The 14,802-nt window shown below is 71.8% G+C and carries 15 protein-coding genes and 1 riboswitch; of the genes, 3 read left to right on the top strand and 12 right to left on the bottom strand.

Translation table 11 applies throughout. The features are described from left to right. Positions 1 to 26 precede the first annotated feature (26 nt). The 8 genes from cobJ to CDO87_RS15420 form a co-directional block, all read right to left on the bottom strand. Positions 27 to 785 carry a precorrin-3B C(17)-methyltransferase gene (gene cobJ / locus CDO87_RS15450; RefSeq protein ID WP_100929606.1) on the bottom strand — a complete coding sequence of 253 codons (759 nt, stop codon included), beginning with the start codon at positions 783 to 785 and terminating at the stop codon, positions 27 to 29. Further along, positions 782 to 1,516, bottom strand: coding sequence for a precorrin-2 C(20)-methyltransferase (gene cobI, locus CDO87_RS15445; protein ID WP_100929605.1), 735 nt, complete (start codon positions 1,514 to 1,516; stop codon positions 782 to 784). The genes cobJ and cobI overlap by 4 nt, the downstream gene beginning before the upstream one ends. Beyond that, positions 1,513 to 2,142: a precorrin-8X methylmutase gene (locus CDO87_RS15440; protein ID WP_100929604.1), complete on the bottom strand. Its 630-nt coding sequence runs from the start codon at positions 2,140 to 2,142 to the stop codon at positions 1,513 to 1,515. The genes cobI and CDO87_RS15440 overlap by 4 nt, the downstream gene beginning before the upstream one ends. Further along, a complete protein-coding gene (locus CDO87_RS15435; RefSeq protein WP_308213894.1) occupies positions 2,139 to 2,894 on the bottom strand; it encodes a hypothetical protein in 756 nt (251 codons plus the stop codon). The genes CDO87_RS15440 and CDO87_RS15435 overlap by 4 nt, the downstream gene beginning before the upstream one ends. A gap of 83 nt (positions 2,895 to 2,977) precedes the next feature. Continuing rightward, positions 2,978 to 3,322: a hypothetical protein gene (locus CDO87_RS27500; RefSeq protein WP_308213893.1), complete on the bottom strand. Its 345-nt coding sequence runs from the start codon at positions 3,320 to 3,322 to the stop codon at positions 2,978 to 2,980. Further along, positions 3,319 to 6,630 (bottom strand): cobaltochelatase subunit CobN, encoded by a 3,312-nt coding sequence (cobN, locus tag CDO87_RS15430; RefSeq protein WP_100929603.1) that lies wholly within the window; start codon positions 6,628 to 6,630, stop codon positions 3,319 to 3,321. Before cobN ends, CDO87_RS27500 begins: the two co-directional genes overlap by 4 nt. A 46-nt stretch (positions 6,631 to 6,676) precedes the next feature. After that, positions 6,677 to 7,732 carry a cobalamin biosynthesis protein CobW gene (gene cobW / locus CDO87_RS15425; RefSeq protein ID WP_100929602.1) on the bottom strand — a complete coding sequence of 352 codons (1,056 nt, stop codon included), beginning with the start codon at positions 7,730 to 7,732 and terminating at the stop codon, positions 6,677 to 6,679. Further along, entirely contained in the window at positions 7,733 to 8,119 is a 387-nt protein-coding gene (locus CDO87_RS15420) for a DUF1636 domain-containing protein (protein WP_100929601.1), read from the bottom strand. Positions 8,120 to 8,222: 103 nt separating this feature from the next. Further along, positions 8,223 to 8,440: riboswitch (cobalamin riboswitch) on the bottom strand. A 35-nt stretch (positions 8,441 to 8,475) separates the two neighbouring features. On the opposite strand from CDO87_RS15420, the gene cobO reads away from it, so the two are divergent. The 3 genes from cobO (at position 8,476) to CDO87_RS15405 (ending at position 11,521) form a co-directional block, all read left to right on the top strand. Next, positions 8,476 to 9,087, top strand: a complete 612-nt coding sequence (gene cobO, locus CDO87_RS15415; protein ID WP_100929600.1) for a cob(I)yrinic acid a,c-diamide adenosyltransferase — start codon at positions 8,476 to 8,478, stop codon at positions 9,085 to 9,087. Positions 9,088 to 9,812: 725 nt separating this feature from the next. Beyond that, entirely contained in the window at positions 9,813 to 10,079 is a 267-nt protein-coding gene (locus CDO87_RS15410) for a YrhK family protein (RefSeq protein ID WP_100929599.1), read from the top strand. Further along, positions 10,076 to 11,521 (top strand): cobyric acid synthase, encoded by a 1,446-nt coding sequence (locus tag CDO87_RS15405; RefSeq protein ID WP_100929598.1) that lies wholly within the window; start codon positions 10,076 to 10,078, stop codon positions 11,519 to 11,521. The genes CDO87_RS15410 and CDO87_RS15405 overlap by 4 nt, the downstream gene beginning before the upstream one ends. 2 nt (positions 11,522 to 11,523) lie before the next feature. Here CDO87_RS15405 and cobD read toward each other — a convergent pair whose 3' ends face one another. The 4 genes from cobD to CDO87_RS15385 are packed head-to-tail and all read right to left on the bottom strand — an operon-like array spanning position 11,524 to position 14,800. After that, on the bottom strand, positions 11,524 to 12,492 hold the full coding sequence (gene cobD, locus CDO87_RS15400; protein ID WP_100929597.1) for a threonine-phosphate decarboxylase CobD: 969 nt from the start codon (positions 12,490 to 12,492) through the stop codon (positions 11,524 to 11,526). An 18-nt stretch (positions 12,493 to 12,510) separates the two neighbouring features. Continuing rightward, positions 12,511 to 13,449 carry an adenosylcobinamide-phosphate synthase CbiB gene (gene cbiB / locus CDO87_RS15395; protein WP_100929596.1) on the bottom strand — a complete coding sequence of 313 codons (939 nt, stop codon included), beginning with the start codon at positions 13,447 to 13,449 and terminating at the stop codon, positions 12,511 to 12,513. Further along, positions 13,446 to 14,219, bottom strand: coding sequence for a propanediol utilization protein (locus CDO87_RS15390; protein WP_100929595.1), 774 nt, complete (start codon positions 14,217 to 14,219; stop codon positions 13,446 to 13,448). Before CDO87_RS15390 ends, cbiB begins: the two co-directional genes overlap by 4 nt. Continuing rightward, a complete protein-coding gene (locus CDO87_RS15385; RefSeq protein WP_100929594.1) occupies positions 14,216 to 14,800 on the bottom strand; it encodes a histidine phosphatase family protein in 585 nt (194 codons plus the stop codon). Before CDO87_RS15385 ends, CDO87_RS15390 begins: the two co-directional genes overlap by 4 nt. Between the last annotated feature and the right edge of the window lie 2 nt (positions 14,801 to 14,802).

Here is a 14,802-nt window from a genome sequence, read left to right as displayed (position 1 = left end):
GTGCGGCGGGTGATCGGCGGCAGGGGTCATTCCGCGACAAACCTCGGGGTGTAGACGTGCGGCGTGCCCGCGATGCGGCGGGTCAGCGAAGAGCCGACGATGACCATGGTGCGCATGTCGGCCATGTCCGGCGTCGCGTCGGAGAGCGGCACGACATTCAGCGTCTCGTCCGGGGCCGATACGGCGCGGGCGAAGATCATGAGGCGTCCGGGTTCGCAGGTCTCGCGCAGGAGGTCGAGCACGCGGGCAAAGCCCTCGGGCCTCGATTTCGAGCGCGGATTGTAGAACGCCATGGCAAAGTCCGCCTCCACCGCGAGGCGCAGGCGCTTCTCGATCAGCGCCCAGGGCTTGAGGTTGTCCGAGAGGTTGATGGTGCAGAAGTCGTGGCCCAGCGGCGCGCCCGCGCGGGCGGCGGCGGCGAGGCTGGCGGTGATGCCGGGAATGACCTCGATGTGCAGGGCCTTCCACGCGTCGGGCCCGTCTTCGAGCGCCTCGAACACGGCGGACGCCATGGCGAAGACGCCGGGATCGCCGGAGGAGACCACCGCGACGCGGTGCCCCTCGGCGGCCATGGACAGCGCGTGCTGCGAGCGGTCGATCTCCACCCGGTTGTCGGAGGCGTGTTTCGTCAGGCCGGGGCGGTCGGCGACGCGGGCCACGTAGGGGATGTAGCCCACCACATCGGTGGCCTCGGCCAGAACGGCCTGCGCCTCGGGCGTGACGAGGCTGTCGGCACCGGGGCCGAGGCCCACGATCTTCACCCAGCCTGCGGCGGCGCCGGTCATGGGCGGCGCCCCTGCCCGTGCACGAGGACGATGGAGAAATAGGGGGTGACGCGGTCCTCGGCCTCTGACAGGCGCTGGACGGTCTGGCCCTCCTGGGCTGCGTATTCCACCAGCCAGGCGCGGTCGTACTTGCCCGCCTCGCGCAGGGCGTGGCGGATCTTGCCGATGTTGCGGCCGATCTTCATCACCACGATGGCGTCGGCGTCGGTCATCCGCTGGATCAGGGTTTCTGACGGCAGCGTGCCCATCAGCACGGTCAGCACGTCGTCGCCCCAGGTGATCGGCGCGCCGGAGGCGGTCCAGGCGGCGGACATGCCGGTGACGGCGGGCACGACCTCGACCCGGACGGTGTCCTTCAGCCGTTCGTAGAGGTGCATGAAGGAGCCGTAGAAGAACGGGTCGCCCTCGCAGAGCACCACCACGTCCTCGCCCGAGAGGAGGAGCTGGCGGAGGTGCATGGTCACCTGCGCGTAGAACTCCGACAGGGTCTCGTTGTAGCGCGGGTCCTGGAGGGGGATCTCGGTGGTTACGGGGTATTCCATCGGGAAGTGGATCGCGTCCTTCGGCAGGAGCGGCCCGGCGATGGTCAGCGCGTGGCCGTTGCGCCCGGCCTTGCGGAAGTAGGCGACGTGGCGGGCGTTCGCGATGAGCCGGTCGGCGCGCACCGTCATCAGGTCCGCGGCGCCGGGGCCCAGGCCCACGCCGTAGAGGGTGCCGTGCTGCGCGGTCATTCGGCGCGGCTCGCGATGGCGTTGACGGCGGCGACGGTGATCGCGCTGCCGCCGAGGCGTCCTTCGACGATGCAGCAGGGCACGGGCTGGTCGGCCCAGAGCGCGTCCTTCGATTCCACCGCGCCGACGAAACCCACGGGGCAGCCGACGATGGCGGCGGGGCGCGGGCAGTCCGGGTCCTCGAGCATGTTCAGGAGGTGGAAGAGCGCGGTGGGCGCGTTGCCGATGGCCACCAGCGCGCCGCCGAGGTGCGGGCGCCAGAGCTCCAGCGCCGCCGCCGAGCGGGTGTTGGACATGCTGGCCGCCAGCGCCGGCACGTCCGGGTCGTGCAGGGTGCAGACGATGGCGTTGTCGGCGGGCAGGCGCTTGCGGGTGATGCCCTCGGAGACCATGCGCGCGTCGCAGAGGATCGGCGCGCCGTTTTCCAGCGCCGTGCGGGCGGCAGCGGCGAAACCGGGGGAGAAGCGGATGTGCCGTTCCAGACCCACCATGCCGGCGGCGTGGATCATGCGGACGGCGATCTGTTCCTCGTCGGGACCGAAGGCGGCGAGGTCGGCCTCGGCCCGGATGGTGGCGAAGGACTGCCGGTAGATCGCAGCCCCGTCGGTTTCGTACTGGTAGGTCATGGGCGGGTGAGGTCCTGGATGAGGGCGTCGGCGGTGAGGCCGGATAGCCGGGGGGTCTCGCCTGCGCAACCCTGACCGAGGTCATAGGCGCCGTCGCGTCCGGTGACGGTGACGGAGGCGGGCGTGGCACGGGCGCAGCCCTTGGCGCAGCCCGAGACATGCAGGTCGCGCACATGGGGGGCGAGGCGCCGGGCGAGTTCGCGGGTCTCTACCGTGGCCTGCGGGCAGAAGGGCGCACCCCGGCAGGCGGAGACGGTCAGCAGCGGATCGTCGCGATCGGTGATGAAGCCCGGATGATCGACGCGCTGGCCGCCGTGCAGCAGGAGAAGACGCCACGGGGTGACCGTGAACGCGTTGGCCCCGGAGCGAGTGAGAAGCTCCGCGAGGTCCGTGGCCTCGATCCGGCCGAAGGGGGCGGCATAACCTTCGGGATCGTCCCGGCTGGCGCCGGGCCGACCCGCCGGGGGCGCTGCCCCCGGACCCCCGAGGTATTTCCGCCAAGATGAAGGATGCGGGGAAGACAGGGGCGGCGTGGTCTGCCAGGCCTCGGGCAGCCCGCCCGCGGCGGTCCAGGCGCGGGCGCGCCGCTGCCCCGGGGTGCGGGTCGTGGCGAAGAGGGTGGCGAGGGCGATCAGCCTCGGGATCGCCTCGTCCCCGGTGACGGGCAGGCCCTTGTCAGTGCCGTCGGCGCGGAGGATCGGGCCCTGCGCCGACATCTCGAGGCGGAAGTCGGCAGGGTCGTTTGTCAGCACCGGCGCGGGGCCGGTGTCGACGGCGAAGCCGACCTTCGCCGGAAGCTCAGGCAGCTCCGGAAGTGCGGCGTAAAGCGCGGTTGTCAGGCGGTGGGTGAGGTCCCCCGGGACGTGGCCGGGGCCACGAGGACGTTGCGGCGGCCTTCGAGCGTCTCGTCGGCGTCGAGCAAATCAAGCGCGCGCAGACCGTCGAGGAGCGCCGGGTGATCGGCCGCGGCCACGCCGTAGATCTGCAGGTTGGCGCGGTTGGTCATTTCCAGCCCGCCGTCGCCGTAGCGCAGGGCAAGGGTGCAGAGCCCCTGCCCCTGCGCCGCCGTGAGCCGTGCGAAGCGCGGGCGGACGCGCACCACGAGGCCGTCGCCCGAGGCCATGGGCCGGAGCGCGCCGGGGCACCAGCCGCGCACCTGTGGGTCAGAGCCGTCTGTCATTCCGCCGCCCTTTCGATGCCGGTTGCCATGTCGGCGAGGATGGAGTTGCGGCGGCTGGTCCAGAGGCCCGCACGGTGCAGTTCCGCGAAACGCGCCTGCATCGCCGCATGGGCCTGCGGATTGGCCTCGCGCAGGAAGGCGTCGGTCTCCGGATCGCCGAGGGTGGCGTCGTGGTAGAGGTCGAAGAGGTGGTCGGGGACCGCCCGGGCCAGGTGCGCGAAGGCCGCCATGTGTTCGAGCGTGGCGGCGATTTCCGCAGCACCGCGGAAGCCGTGGGGCATCATGCCCCGGGTCCATGCGGGGTTGGCGGCGCGGGCGCGCACGACGCGGGCGATCTCCTCGGTCAGGGTGCGGGCGCGCGGGCGGGCGGGGTCGGTGTTGTCGAGATGCCAGAGCGCGGCATTGCCTCCGGTGACCTGCTGGGCGGCGGCAAAGCCGCCCTCGTGCCCGGCGAAGTCCATGGCCAGGAGCAGGTCGGTTTCCGGCAGGTCGTGCAGGTGCACGAAGCTGTCGGCGGCGGCGACGCGGGCGGCGAGGCCCTGCGCATCGCGGGTGGCGGCGTCGCCGTCCAGCGCGAAGGCCGAGGCGGCAAGCCAGGCCTCCCCCGCGGCGCGGCGGCCCGCGTCGCTGTAGTCCTCGAGCGTGGCGCCCATGTTCAGGCCGAAGCTGCCCGGCGCGGGGCCATAGACGCGGGCGAGGTCGGCGCGCCCGGCGAAGGGGTTCCAGTCGGGCGCCTCGTCGCGCTGCGCCAGCGCGCGCACGGCCTGTGAGAAGAGCGCGGAGAGCGTCGGGAAGACGTCGCGGAAGAGGCCGGAGACGCGGAGGGTGACGTCGATGCGCGGGCGGTCGAGTTCCGCGATGGGCAGCACCTCTATCCCGGAAACACGTTCGGAGCCCTTGTCCCAGACCGGCTTCACGCCGAGGAGGTGCAGCGCCATGGCGAATTCCTCGCCGGCGGTGCGCATGGTGGCGGAGCCCCAGAGGTCGACGATCAGGCCGCGCGGCCAGTCGCCTTCGTCCTGCAGGTGGCGGCGCACCAGCTCCTCCGCCAGTTTCACGCCCTGCGCGTGGGCGGCGCGGGTCGGCACGGCGCGGGGGTCGGTGGTGAAGAGGTTGCGGCCCGTGGGCAGCACGTCGCGGCGGCCCCGGTAGGGCGAGCCGGAGGGCCCCGGCGCGATGCGGCGGCCGTCGAGCGCGGCGGGGATGGCGCGGCGTTCGGATGCGGGCGAGCCGGTGAGGTCGTGTGGGAGGTCTTGCGCCGTAGGATCCCTGCGCCCCCAGATGTGCAGGCCCTCGCCGAACTGGCTTTCCTTCACGTCGCAGACGAAGCGGTCGATGCGGGTGATCGCCTCGGCGGTGGAGCTTGCGCGGTCGAGGCCGAGGTCGTCCTCCACCCCCAGCGCCTGTGCCTCGTCGCGGATGTCGGATTGCAGCCGGTCGCGGCGGCGCGGGTCGAGACCGTCGGCGTTGGAGAATTCGTCCAGCAGCGCCTCGAGCCGGGCGAGCCGGTCAGGCGTGCCGCTTTCGCGCAGCGGCGGGGGGACGTGGCCGAGGGTGAGCGCACCGAGGCGCCGCTTGGCCTGCGCGGCCTCGCCGGGGTCGTTGACGATGAAGGGGTAGATCACCGGCAGTGTGCCGGTCAGCGCCTTGGGCCAGCAGGCGGCAGAGAGCGCCACCGACTTGCCCGGCAGCCATTCCAGCGTGCCGTGGGCGCCGATGTGGATCAGCGCGTCGGACTGCTGTTGCAGCCAGAGGTAGAAGGCGACGTAGCCGTGACAGGGCGTGCGCGAGAGGTCGTGATAGTCGTCGTCGCGGGTTTCCGGCGTGCCGCGTTCGGGCTGGAGCGCCACGGTCGCGCGGCCGCAGCGGAGGGCGGCGAAGCGGAAGGCGCCGTCCCGGACCAGCGTGTCGGTGTCGGGGGCGCCCCATGCGGTATGGAGGTCGTCGCGCAGGGTGGCGGGCAGTCTGGCGAGGGCCGTTTCGTACTCCGCCAGCGGCCAGCTTTCGGTACGGGCCAGAAGGGCTGCGGGCAGGTCGGCGGGGGCGCCCGTCACGTCGTGGCCCGCGTCGCGCAGGTCGTCGAGGATCGCGCGGGCGGAGGCCAGCGCATCGAGGCCCACGGCGTGGCCGATGTTCCAGTCCTTGCCCGGGTAGGTCGAGAGGATCAGCGCGGGACGGCGCTCGGCCGGGGTACGGCGGGCCAGGGACAGGCGCGCCACCACCCGGTCGGCGAGGGCCGCGATGCCTTCGGCATGGGCGGCATGGGCGGCGCGGGCGAACTGCAGGTCGGGGTCGCGCGCGCCGGCTTCCTTGAAGGAGACGGGTTCGCCCAGGATGGTGCCGTCGACCTCCGGCAGGACCACGTGCATGGCGAGATCGGCGGGCGAGACGCCGCGGTCGGCCTCTGCCCAGGCCTTGCGGTCGGAGGTGGCCAGCACGCACTGGAAGACCGGCACGTCGGCGGCATCGAGCGGCGAGGTGCCGTCCGCGCCCTTGCCGGAGAAGGCGGTGGCGTTGACGATGGCCGCCGGGGCCAGCGCCGCGATCTGGCGGCGCAGCCAGCCCGCCGCCTCCGGCGCCTTCAGCGAGGGGACGAAGAAGGCGGTGACGGCAAAGCCGCGTGCGGCGAACTCCTCGTAAAGCGCTCGGATCGGTGCGAGGTCGGCGGAGACGAGGTAGGAGCGGTAGAAGACCACCGCCAGCGGCGTCTTGTCCGGCTCCCGCGTCAGCACCGGGCAGGTCACGCCGTGTTCGGGCGTCCAGGCGCCCAGCGGCGGCAGCCCCTTGGCGCCGCGCACCGGCCCGGCATAGAGGCCCGCCGCCAGCGCCAGTTGCGCCAGCGCGGCCTGCGCCGCCACGGTGCCCCCCGCGTCGCAGAGATGCGCCAGCCGCCGCAGCGTGGACACCGGCAGCGTCGACATCTCGTCGAGCCGCCTGTCCTCGCGCCCGTCGGCGGGCAACACGGCCAGCGCGATGCCCTTCTGCTGCGCCAGCGCCAAGACCTGCTGCAAGCCGTAGGACCAGTAGGGCACGCCGCCGATCAGCCGGATCAGGATGCCCTTCGCGCCCTCCAGCGTCTGCTCGACATAGGTGTCGACCGACAGCGGATGCCTGAGGGCTGCAAGGTTGGCGAGGCGGAGCGTGGGCATCCGCCCCTCCGGTCCGCCGCCGCGCCGCCAGCCTTCGGCGAAGGCGCCGAGGTCGCTGTCGGAGAACGACAGGACGACGAGGTCCGCCGGGCTCTGGCCCAGGTCCTGCGGCGTCTCGCTCTCGTCGAGGCCGTGGCTTTCGCGGAAGATGACGTGCATCGGCGGTTCCCGGGGAAGGCGGCGCAGAGCCCCGCCCTACTTCATGTCACTCTGCGGCGACCGGCGTGGCGCCGAGGACCGACCGGATGGCGTCGGGACGGATGTCGTCGTGTTCCGCGATGACCACGACACGGCTGACGCGCGCCTCGTCCGGCTTCCACGGGCGGTCGTACTGGTGACGCACGCGCGCCCCCACCGCCTGCACCAGAAGCCGCATGGGCTTGCCCTTCACGGCGGCGTAGCCCTTCACCCGCAGGATGTTCTGTTCCTTCGCGAGCCGTTCGATGGCGACGACGAGCTGCGCCGGGGTGTCCTGTTCCGGCAGTTCCACCACGATCGATTCGAAGTCGTCGTGTTCGTGGTCGTCATGATCGTCGTGATGCGAGGGGCGTGCGTCCATGTCGTCCTCGGCCGCGGCCTCGAGCCCGAGGATCACGCGCGGGTCCACCACGCCCTCGGCGACCTCGACCACCGGCAGCGGGCGCGGCGCCTCGGCGGCGATGATCGCCTTGGCCTTCGCCACGCCTTCGGGACCGGCGAGGTCGGGCTTGGTCAGGAGGATGATGTCGGCGCAGGAGATCTGATCCTCGAAGACCTCGCTCAGCGGCGTTTCGTGGTCGATGCTGTCGTCGGCCAGACGCTGCGCGTCGACGCGCGCCACGTCGGGGGCGAAGCGGCCTGCCGCCACCGCCTCTGCGTCGGCCAGGGCGATCACGCCGTCGACGGTGATCTTCGAACGGATGTCCGGCCAGTCGAAGGCCTTCAGCAGCGGCTTCGGCAGGGCGAGGCCCGAGGTCTCGATCAGGATGTGGTCGGGGCGCGGATCGAGCGCCATCAGCGCCTCGATGGTCGGGATGAAGTCATCGGCCACGGTGCAGCAGATGCAGCCGTTGGCCAGTTCCATGATGTTCTCGGCAGGGCAGTCGGGGATGGCGCACGACTTCAGGATCTCTCCGTCGACGCCCACGTCGCCGAATTCGTTGACCACCACGGCCAGGCGACGGCCGCCGGGGTTCTGCATCAGGTGACGCACCAGCGTGGTCTTGCCGGAGCCGAGGAAGCCGGTGATCACGGTGACGGGGAGTTTGGCTAGATCGGTCATTCAGTCGGCCTCCAGTGGGGTGTTCGGGGTCAGGGGCGGGATGCGCGCCACGCAGTTGCGCTTGAAGTGTTCGGGCCGCTCGCGCCACGGGATCAGCCCGTCGCCGGTCGCGTGATAGCGCGCCGCGCCGTCGAGCAGCATGTCCGGATGCGACACCTCGTCGACATTCCCGAACACATAGGTCCAGCGGTCGCCGCCGCGCAGGGCGACGGTGCAGCCCGCGTCGCAGTTCTGCAGGCATTCGACGGGGGTCAGGCGCAGGCCCGCGGGCAAGGGCCGGGCGGCCAGCGCGTCGTAGAGCGCCTGGCCGGGCCGGCGGTCGTCGGCGGGGATCTCCTGCCCCCGGCGGCACTTCACGCAGACCAGAAGTTCGGCTTCCGATGACATGGCGACCTCGCGCGTCTCATGGGGGGACCTTGAGCGGGGCACGGGCCATGACAGGCCCTCTCCCGACCCCGGATCACCCCGTCCGGTTTCGTTCCTCCGCCCCTTCCACGGCGCGGCCACTGGCAGGTCTCCCGGCTTGCGGAACTGGGCGGCAGGGGGTCCCTGTCTGCCCAACGGCACCCGGCCTTCCCGGCGATCTCGCCAGTGGCTTCGGGCCCTTTCCGGTCACGGTCGCGGGGGCGGCTGCGCCTGACCCCGACGCGGGGCTGCGCATTCCCTTTTCACCTGCTAGACACAGGCACCAGCACCCCGGCTGATGCGCCGGACGCCCGGCAATGTCAAGGAGAGCCCGCGCCATGAGCGAAGACGAGAACGCCCGCCACACCGAAAAGATGAAGAAGATCAAGGCGGCCCGCGACCGGATGATGGCGACCAAGACGGAGGAGAAGGGCCTGATCATCGTTCACACCGGCACCGGCAAGGGCAAGTCGTCCTCCGGATTCGGGATGATCATGCGCTGCATCGCCCACGGCATGCCCTGCGCGGTGGTGCAGTTCATCAAGGGCGCCTGGCCCACGGGCGAAGGCACGTTCCTGCGCGAACGCTTCGCGGCGGAATGCCGGTTCTTCGTGTCGGGCGAGGGTTTCACCTGGGAGACGCAGGACCGCGAGCGCGACATCGCGGCGGCGCAGAACGGCTGGGAGATCGCCAAGGCGCAGATTCTCGACCCGGAGGTGCAGTTCGTGCTGCTCGACGAGATCAACATCGCGCTGCGCTACGACTACCTCGACATCGACGAGGTGGTGGGGTTCCTGCTGGAGCAGAAGCCGCCGATGACCCACGTCTGCCTGACCGGGCGCAACGCCAAGCCCGAACTGATCGAGGCGGCGGACCTCGTCACCGACATGACGCTGGTCAAGCACCCGTTCCGCGAGGGGGTGAAGGCGCAGAAGGGTGTCGAGTTCTGAGCCTGCGGGATCCGGGTTTCGGCGCGCCTGCGGCGCCCCGACCCGCTGGGGGTTCCCCCCAGACCCCCAAGGTATTTTCGCCAAGATGAAGGAAAGGCTTTCTTAACCGGAATCGCGGAGGCTCGCCGGGCGGTACAGGGAGAGGTCCCGATGACCGCCCAAGGTGAAGGCACCGCGTCTCCCCCTTCCCGGAAGGCCCGAGGCGCGGTGCCCGACCCTCTCCTTCATCTTGGCGAAAATACCTCCGCCGGAGGCGTCCTGACGAGGCCGCATGCGTCATATGGCTGGCAAGGGCGCGGCATTTGCCAGAGGCGCGGGGCGGGATGGGTCGCGGTCTCGCGTTAAAGGCGAGGGCGAATTTTCTTGTTGCGCGGATTTGTCGGTGGTGGCCTCGCGGGAGGGTCAAGCGACGAAGCTGCCTAAGGTCTCCTGGCCCTCCGCGACCGCTGGCGTCGCGTTTCCCTGGAAGGTGCAAAGGCACACCTTAGCCGCGGGTCGGGGCTTTTTCCGGACGCTTTCCGTTTTGGTTTCTTTGCATCCACGGCCGATGTGGCAGCGTCGTCAGAGGTGTTTCGGGGGCGCTGTTCGGACCGCCGGGCGGTTTTGTTCTCAGGCTGTCTTCGAGTGCGTGGCGACGGGCGATGGCGGGCGGTGCGTTGACCCTGCTTCGCAGGCTGGTAACGGTGGAGGTCAGTACGCCCAGGCCATGAAGGGACCGCCGCCCGATGTTCAGGAAACGGATGCAGGACGCCACCTCCCGGCACGAGGAGGTCTATGGCTTCTACGAGAAGCTCTATACCACCATCGACCTTTGCGCGGGGATGGCCTTCCTCGTGGGGTCCGTGCTGTTCTTCTGGGAGGACACGCAGTACCCGGCGACCTGGCTTTTCACCGTGGGTTCCGTCCTTTTCGTCGCGCGGCCCGCGTCGCGGTTTGCGCGGGAGTACCACCTCGCACAGCTGCCGCTGCCCGGCGATCGTGATCCGGAATGACACGCGCGCTGATGCTTCAGGGCGCCGGGTCCAACGTGGGCAAGTCGGTGCTGGTGGCGGGGCTCTGCCGCGCGGCGCTGCGCCGGGGCCTGTCGGTCGCGCCGTTCAAGCCGCAGAACATGTCGAACAACGCCGCCGTCACCGTCGACGGCGGCGAGATCGGGCGCGCGCAGGCGCTGCAGGCGCGGGCCTGCGGGCTGGAGCCGCACACCGACATGAACCCGGTCCTCCTGAAGCCGGAAACCGACGTGGGATCGCAGGTCGTGGTGCAGGGCAAGCGGCTGGCCACGGTCCGGGCGCGCGAATACGCCGCGCTGAAGCCGCAGTTGCTGGGCCATGTCACCGAGAGCTTCAAACGTCTGAAGGCGCGCCATGACCTCGTGATCGTCGAGGGCGCGGGCAGCCCGGCCGAGGTCAACCTGCGCGCCGGGGACATCGCCAACATGGGCTTCGCGGAGGCGGCGGGCCTGCCCGTCGTGCTGATCGGCGACATCGACCGGGGCGGCGTGATCGCGCAGGTGGTGGGCACGCAGGCGGTGCTCTCGCCCGCGGACAACGCGCGGATCGTGGGCTTCCTGATCAACAAGTTCCGCGGCGACCCGTCGCTGTTCGACGACGGTTACGCGCTGATCGAGGCGCGCACCGGCTGGCGCGGCTTCGGCACCGCGCCGTGGTTTGCCCATGCCTGGAAACTGCCCGCCGAGGATGCGCTCGACATCCGGGCGCCGGAGCGGCGCACGGGGCTGCACATCGTCTGCCTGCGCCTGTCGCGCATCGCCAATTTCGACGACATGGACCCGCTGGCGCAGGAGCCGGGCGTGCGGCTGACCATGCTGGGCCACGGAGAGCCGATCCCCGGCGATGCCGACCTCGTGGTGCTGCCCGGCTCGAAGAGCACGCGGGGCGACCTGGCCTTCCTGCGCGACCAGGGCTGGGACATCGACCTCGCCGCCCATCACCGGCGCGGCGGGCATGTGCTGGGCATCTGCGGCGGCTTCCAGATGCTGGGGCGGAGCGTGGCCGACCCGGACGGGATCGAGGGCGCTGCGGGCGAGACGGCGGGGCTCGAGCTGCTCGACGTCGACACGGTGATGACCGGCGACAAGCGGCTGACCCGGGTGCGCGCGCAACACGCCGCGACCGCCCTGCCCTTCGCCGGGTACGAGATCCACATCGGGCGCACGACCGGCGCGGATTGCGCGCGGCCCTTCGCCTTTGTCGACGACCGGCCCGAGGGCGCCTGTTCCGCCGATGGCCGGGTGATGGGCAGCTACCTGCACGGCATGTTCACCGACGACGCCTTCCGCGCGGGGTTCCTGAAGCGGTTCGGGGTGGCCTCGTCGCAGGCATACGATGCCACGGTGGACGCGACGCTGGATGCCCTGGCGGATCACCTCGAAACGCATCTCGATGTGGAGGGGCTGCTGGCGGTGGCACGCTAGCCTCAGCGCAGCGCGGCCTCCACCATGGGCCATTCGTCGCTGCCCGGCAGGCCCAGCCGCAGCCATGTGGCGCTGTAGGGGAAGACGCGGCTCCAGACATGGGCCTGGGCCAAGCGGTCCTGCGCGGCCACGGCGTCGGGCACCGCGTAGGTCCGGAAAAGCGGACAGCCCCCCACCAGCGGCCAGCCCCGCGCCATGGCCAGCGCGTCCATCGCGGCGCAGTCGTGGTCGAGGCGGGCCACCGTCTCCGCCTGCCAGCCGGTGTCGGCGAGGGCGGTGCAGGCGATCTCGATCGCGGGGCCGGAGACGGGCCACGGTCCGGCCATGGCCTTCAGCCGCTCTGCCAGCGGGCCGGTCGCGAGCGCGAAGCCCAGCCGCAGCCCTGCGAGCCCGTAGAACTTCCCGAAGGAGCGCAGGACCACCACGTTGTCGCGCAGGCGGTGCAGGTCCGGGGTGATGCAGGCGTCGGGCGTGGCATCGCCAAAGCTTTCGTCGACCACCAGCAGCCCGACCTGTTCCGACAGCGCGGCCACCGCCTCGGTGTCGAGCACGCAGCCGTCGGGGTTGTTCGGCGTGACGACGACGGCCAGGTCGGCGCCGCGGAGCGCGTCGGGGGTCGCGACCTCCTCCACCGTCCAGCCGAAGGCCCGCAGGCAGGCGGCGTGTTCGTTGTAGGTGGGCGTCAGGACGCGGGCGGTGCCGGGAGCGGCGAGGAAGGGCACGGCCTGGATCGCTGCCTGCGCGCCCGCCAGCGGCACAACCTCGGCCCGGGTGGCATAGGCGCGGGCGGCGACGCTGCGCAGGAGGTCCATGTCGGTGCGGGTCGGCAGCGCCTGCCACGCCTGCGGCGGCACATGCGGCACCGGGTAGGGCACGCGGTTGATGCCGGTGGACAGGTCGATCCAGTCGAGCGCCACGCCGCCGAAGCGCCTGATCGCGGCGTCGAGGTTGCCTCCGTGGTCGCGTGCCATGTGGTTCCTTTCGTGTCGCTAGAGCGCGGCGAGTGCCAGGAGCAGCACCCCGGCCAGCGCCATGCCCCGCATGTAAGCCCGGAGCGCCCGGCGCATGTCGCGCGCCGCAGGGTCCGGGGCGCCGGCGTTCAGCCAGGGCTCCTCCACCCGGTGGGTGGCGTAGACGCGCGGGCCGGACAGGCGTACGCCGAGCGTGCCCGCCATCGCGCCCTCGGGCCAGCCCGCGTTGGGCGAGCGGTGGGCGGCGGCGTCCCGGCCCACCACCTTCAGCGCCTCCTTCAGACGGCGCGGCGTGCCGAGCGCAAAGAGCGCGGCGGTGATCCGCGCCGGGATCCAGTTCACCACGTCGTCGAGCCGGGCGGCGGGTTTGCCGAACGCCTCGTAGCGGTCGTTGCGATGGCCGATCATCGAATCCATCGTGTTGATCGCCTTGTACCCCACGATGCCCGGCAGACCCAGCAGGACACCCCAGAAGAGCGGCGCAATCACCCCGTCGGAGGCGTTCTCGGCCAGGCTCTCGATCCCGGCGCGGGCGACGCCCCCGGTGTCGAGCTGCGTGACGTCGCGCCCGACGATCATCGCCACCGCCTGCCGGGCGCCGTCGAGGTCGCAGCCGCCCAGCGGACGGGCGACCGCCGCCACGTGGTCGTGCAGGGAGCGGACGGCGACGAAGGGCCAGGCGAGGAGGCCGGAGAGGAAGATGCCCGCCCAGCCGCCGGGCAGCGCCAGCGCGATGAGTGCGGCGAGCGTCATCGGAAGGCCGGTGACGAGGAGGACGGTCAGCGCGCCGAGGGCGATGCGCCTGTGGCGTGGGCCCGCGTTCCAGCGCCGTTCGCAGAGGGAGATCAGGTTGCCGATCCAGACGACCGGGTGGCCGATCCGCTGGTAAAGCCGGTCGGGCCAGCCAATCGCGGCGTCGAGCACCAGCGCCACCAGCATCGTCGCGGCGAAACTCATGGGCGTTGTCCGGTTGCGAAGCGTAGCACCTGCGTCAGGCCGGACTCGCGCAGCGCGGCTTCTGCTTTGGCTGGCACGGTGCCGGGGGCGAAGATCAGCCCGCGGGCAGAGCCGGTGTGCGCCCGCACCACGCCGAGCGCCTTCAGGTCGCGTGCAAGCCCGGTCATCGGGTCGCCCGGCCCGCGCAGCGCGTCGCAGCGGGCGGCGGAGGCGCTGGCGACGCGCGCGGCCCGTGCGAGGTCGCCCGCCGTCACCGCCTGCTTCCAGTCGGTCACGAGGTCGCCGACCTCCGGAAAGGCGTGGTCCGCCGGGTCGGTGCGCGTCGGTGCCCCCCAGAAGCCGCCGACAACCTCGCAATGGGGCGGTGCGGGCAGGCGGTCGGCGATGCGCCCCTCGCGCGAGGCCCAGAGCAGCCGGTCAGGGTCGGGGAACATCAGCGGGTCGCAGGCGCCTTCGACGGCGAGGCAGGCGCGCGCGACCTCTTCTTCCGTGGCCTGCGGCGCGACGGCCCGTGCGCCCGCCACCAGCCAGGCGGTGGAGGCCCCTGCCCCGCCGCCCGGCGGCATGTCGCAGGCCAGATCGGGCCAGTGGGCCGTGTCCGTGCCAAGTGCCGCGCAGAACCGTGCCACCGCGTCCCCGGGGAACAGCGCGGGTCCCGGGCCGGCTGTCACGCGCAGCGCGGGGCAATGGAGCGTCACCAGCACCACCGGCCCGTCCACGCCCAGCCGCCCCTGCAGCCATTCGCCGAAATGCCCTGCGACACCCGTCATGCGAAGACCCGGTTCACGCTGCGCACCGAAACGGGCGCCCCGCGCCAGACGCCCAGCCGGGTGGCCGAGAGCGGCGCGATCTCGAAGGCCAGCGCGCCCGGCACATGCCCCGTGACCAGCGCCAGCACCGCCCGGATCACGCCCGCATGGGCCACGACCGCCACCGGCGCGCCAAGGTCCTCTGCCAGCCGCGCGGCGTCCTGCAGGCCGGGTGTCACCCGCGCGCAGACATCGGCAAAGCTTTCGCCGCCCGGCCAGCGGTGCGCGGCCAGTGCCTCCGGCGTCATCTCGCCTAGGTCGGGCAGGTCGGACAGCGCGCGCCCCTCGAAGTCGCCGAAATCCTGTTCCCAGAGACGGGCATCCTGCATGGGATCGGCCCCGGGCCAGAGCGCCGCGGCCGTCTGCCGGCAGCGCAGCGCCGGGCTGACGATGACCCGCGCCACCCGGCCCACACCAAGGGCCAGCGCATCGACGGCATCGGCCGACAGAACGGCCGCCACGTCGCGGCGGCCGTTCAGGACGCCCGGCTCAGCCACCGGCGCATGCCGGATAAGGACCAGTTCCGGTCGCTCTTCGCCCATGC

The organism is Sagittula sp. P11 (assembly GCF_002814095.1).
GTDB lineage: Bacteria > Pseudomonadota > Alphaproteobacteria > Rhodobacterales > Rhodobacteraceae > Sagittula.
Note: the sequence above shows the minus strand (reverse complement) of the source record. Positions and strands in the feature narration are given on the sequence as shown.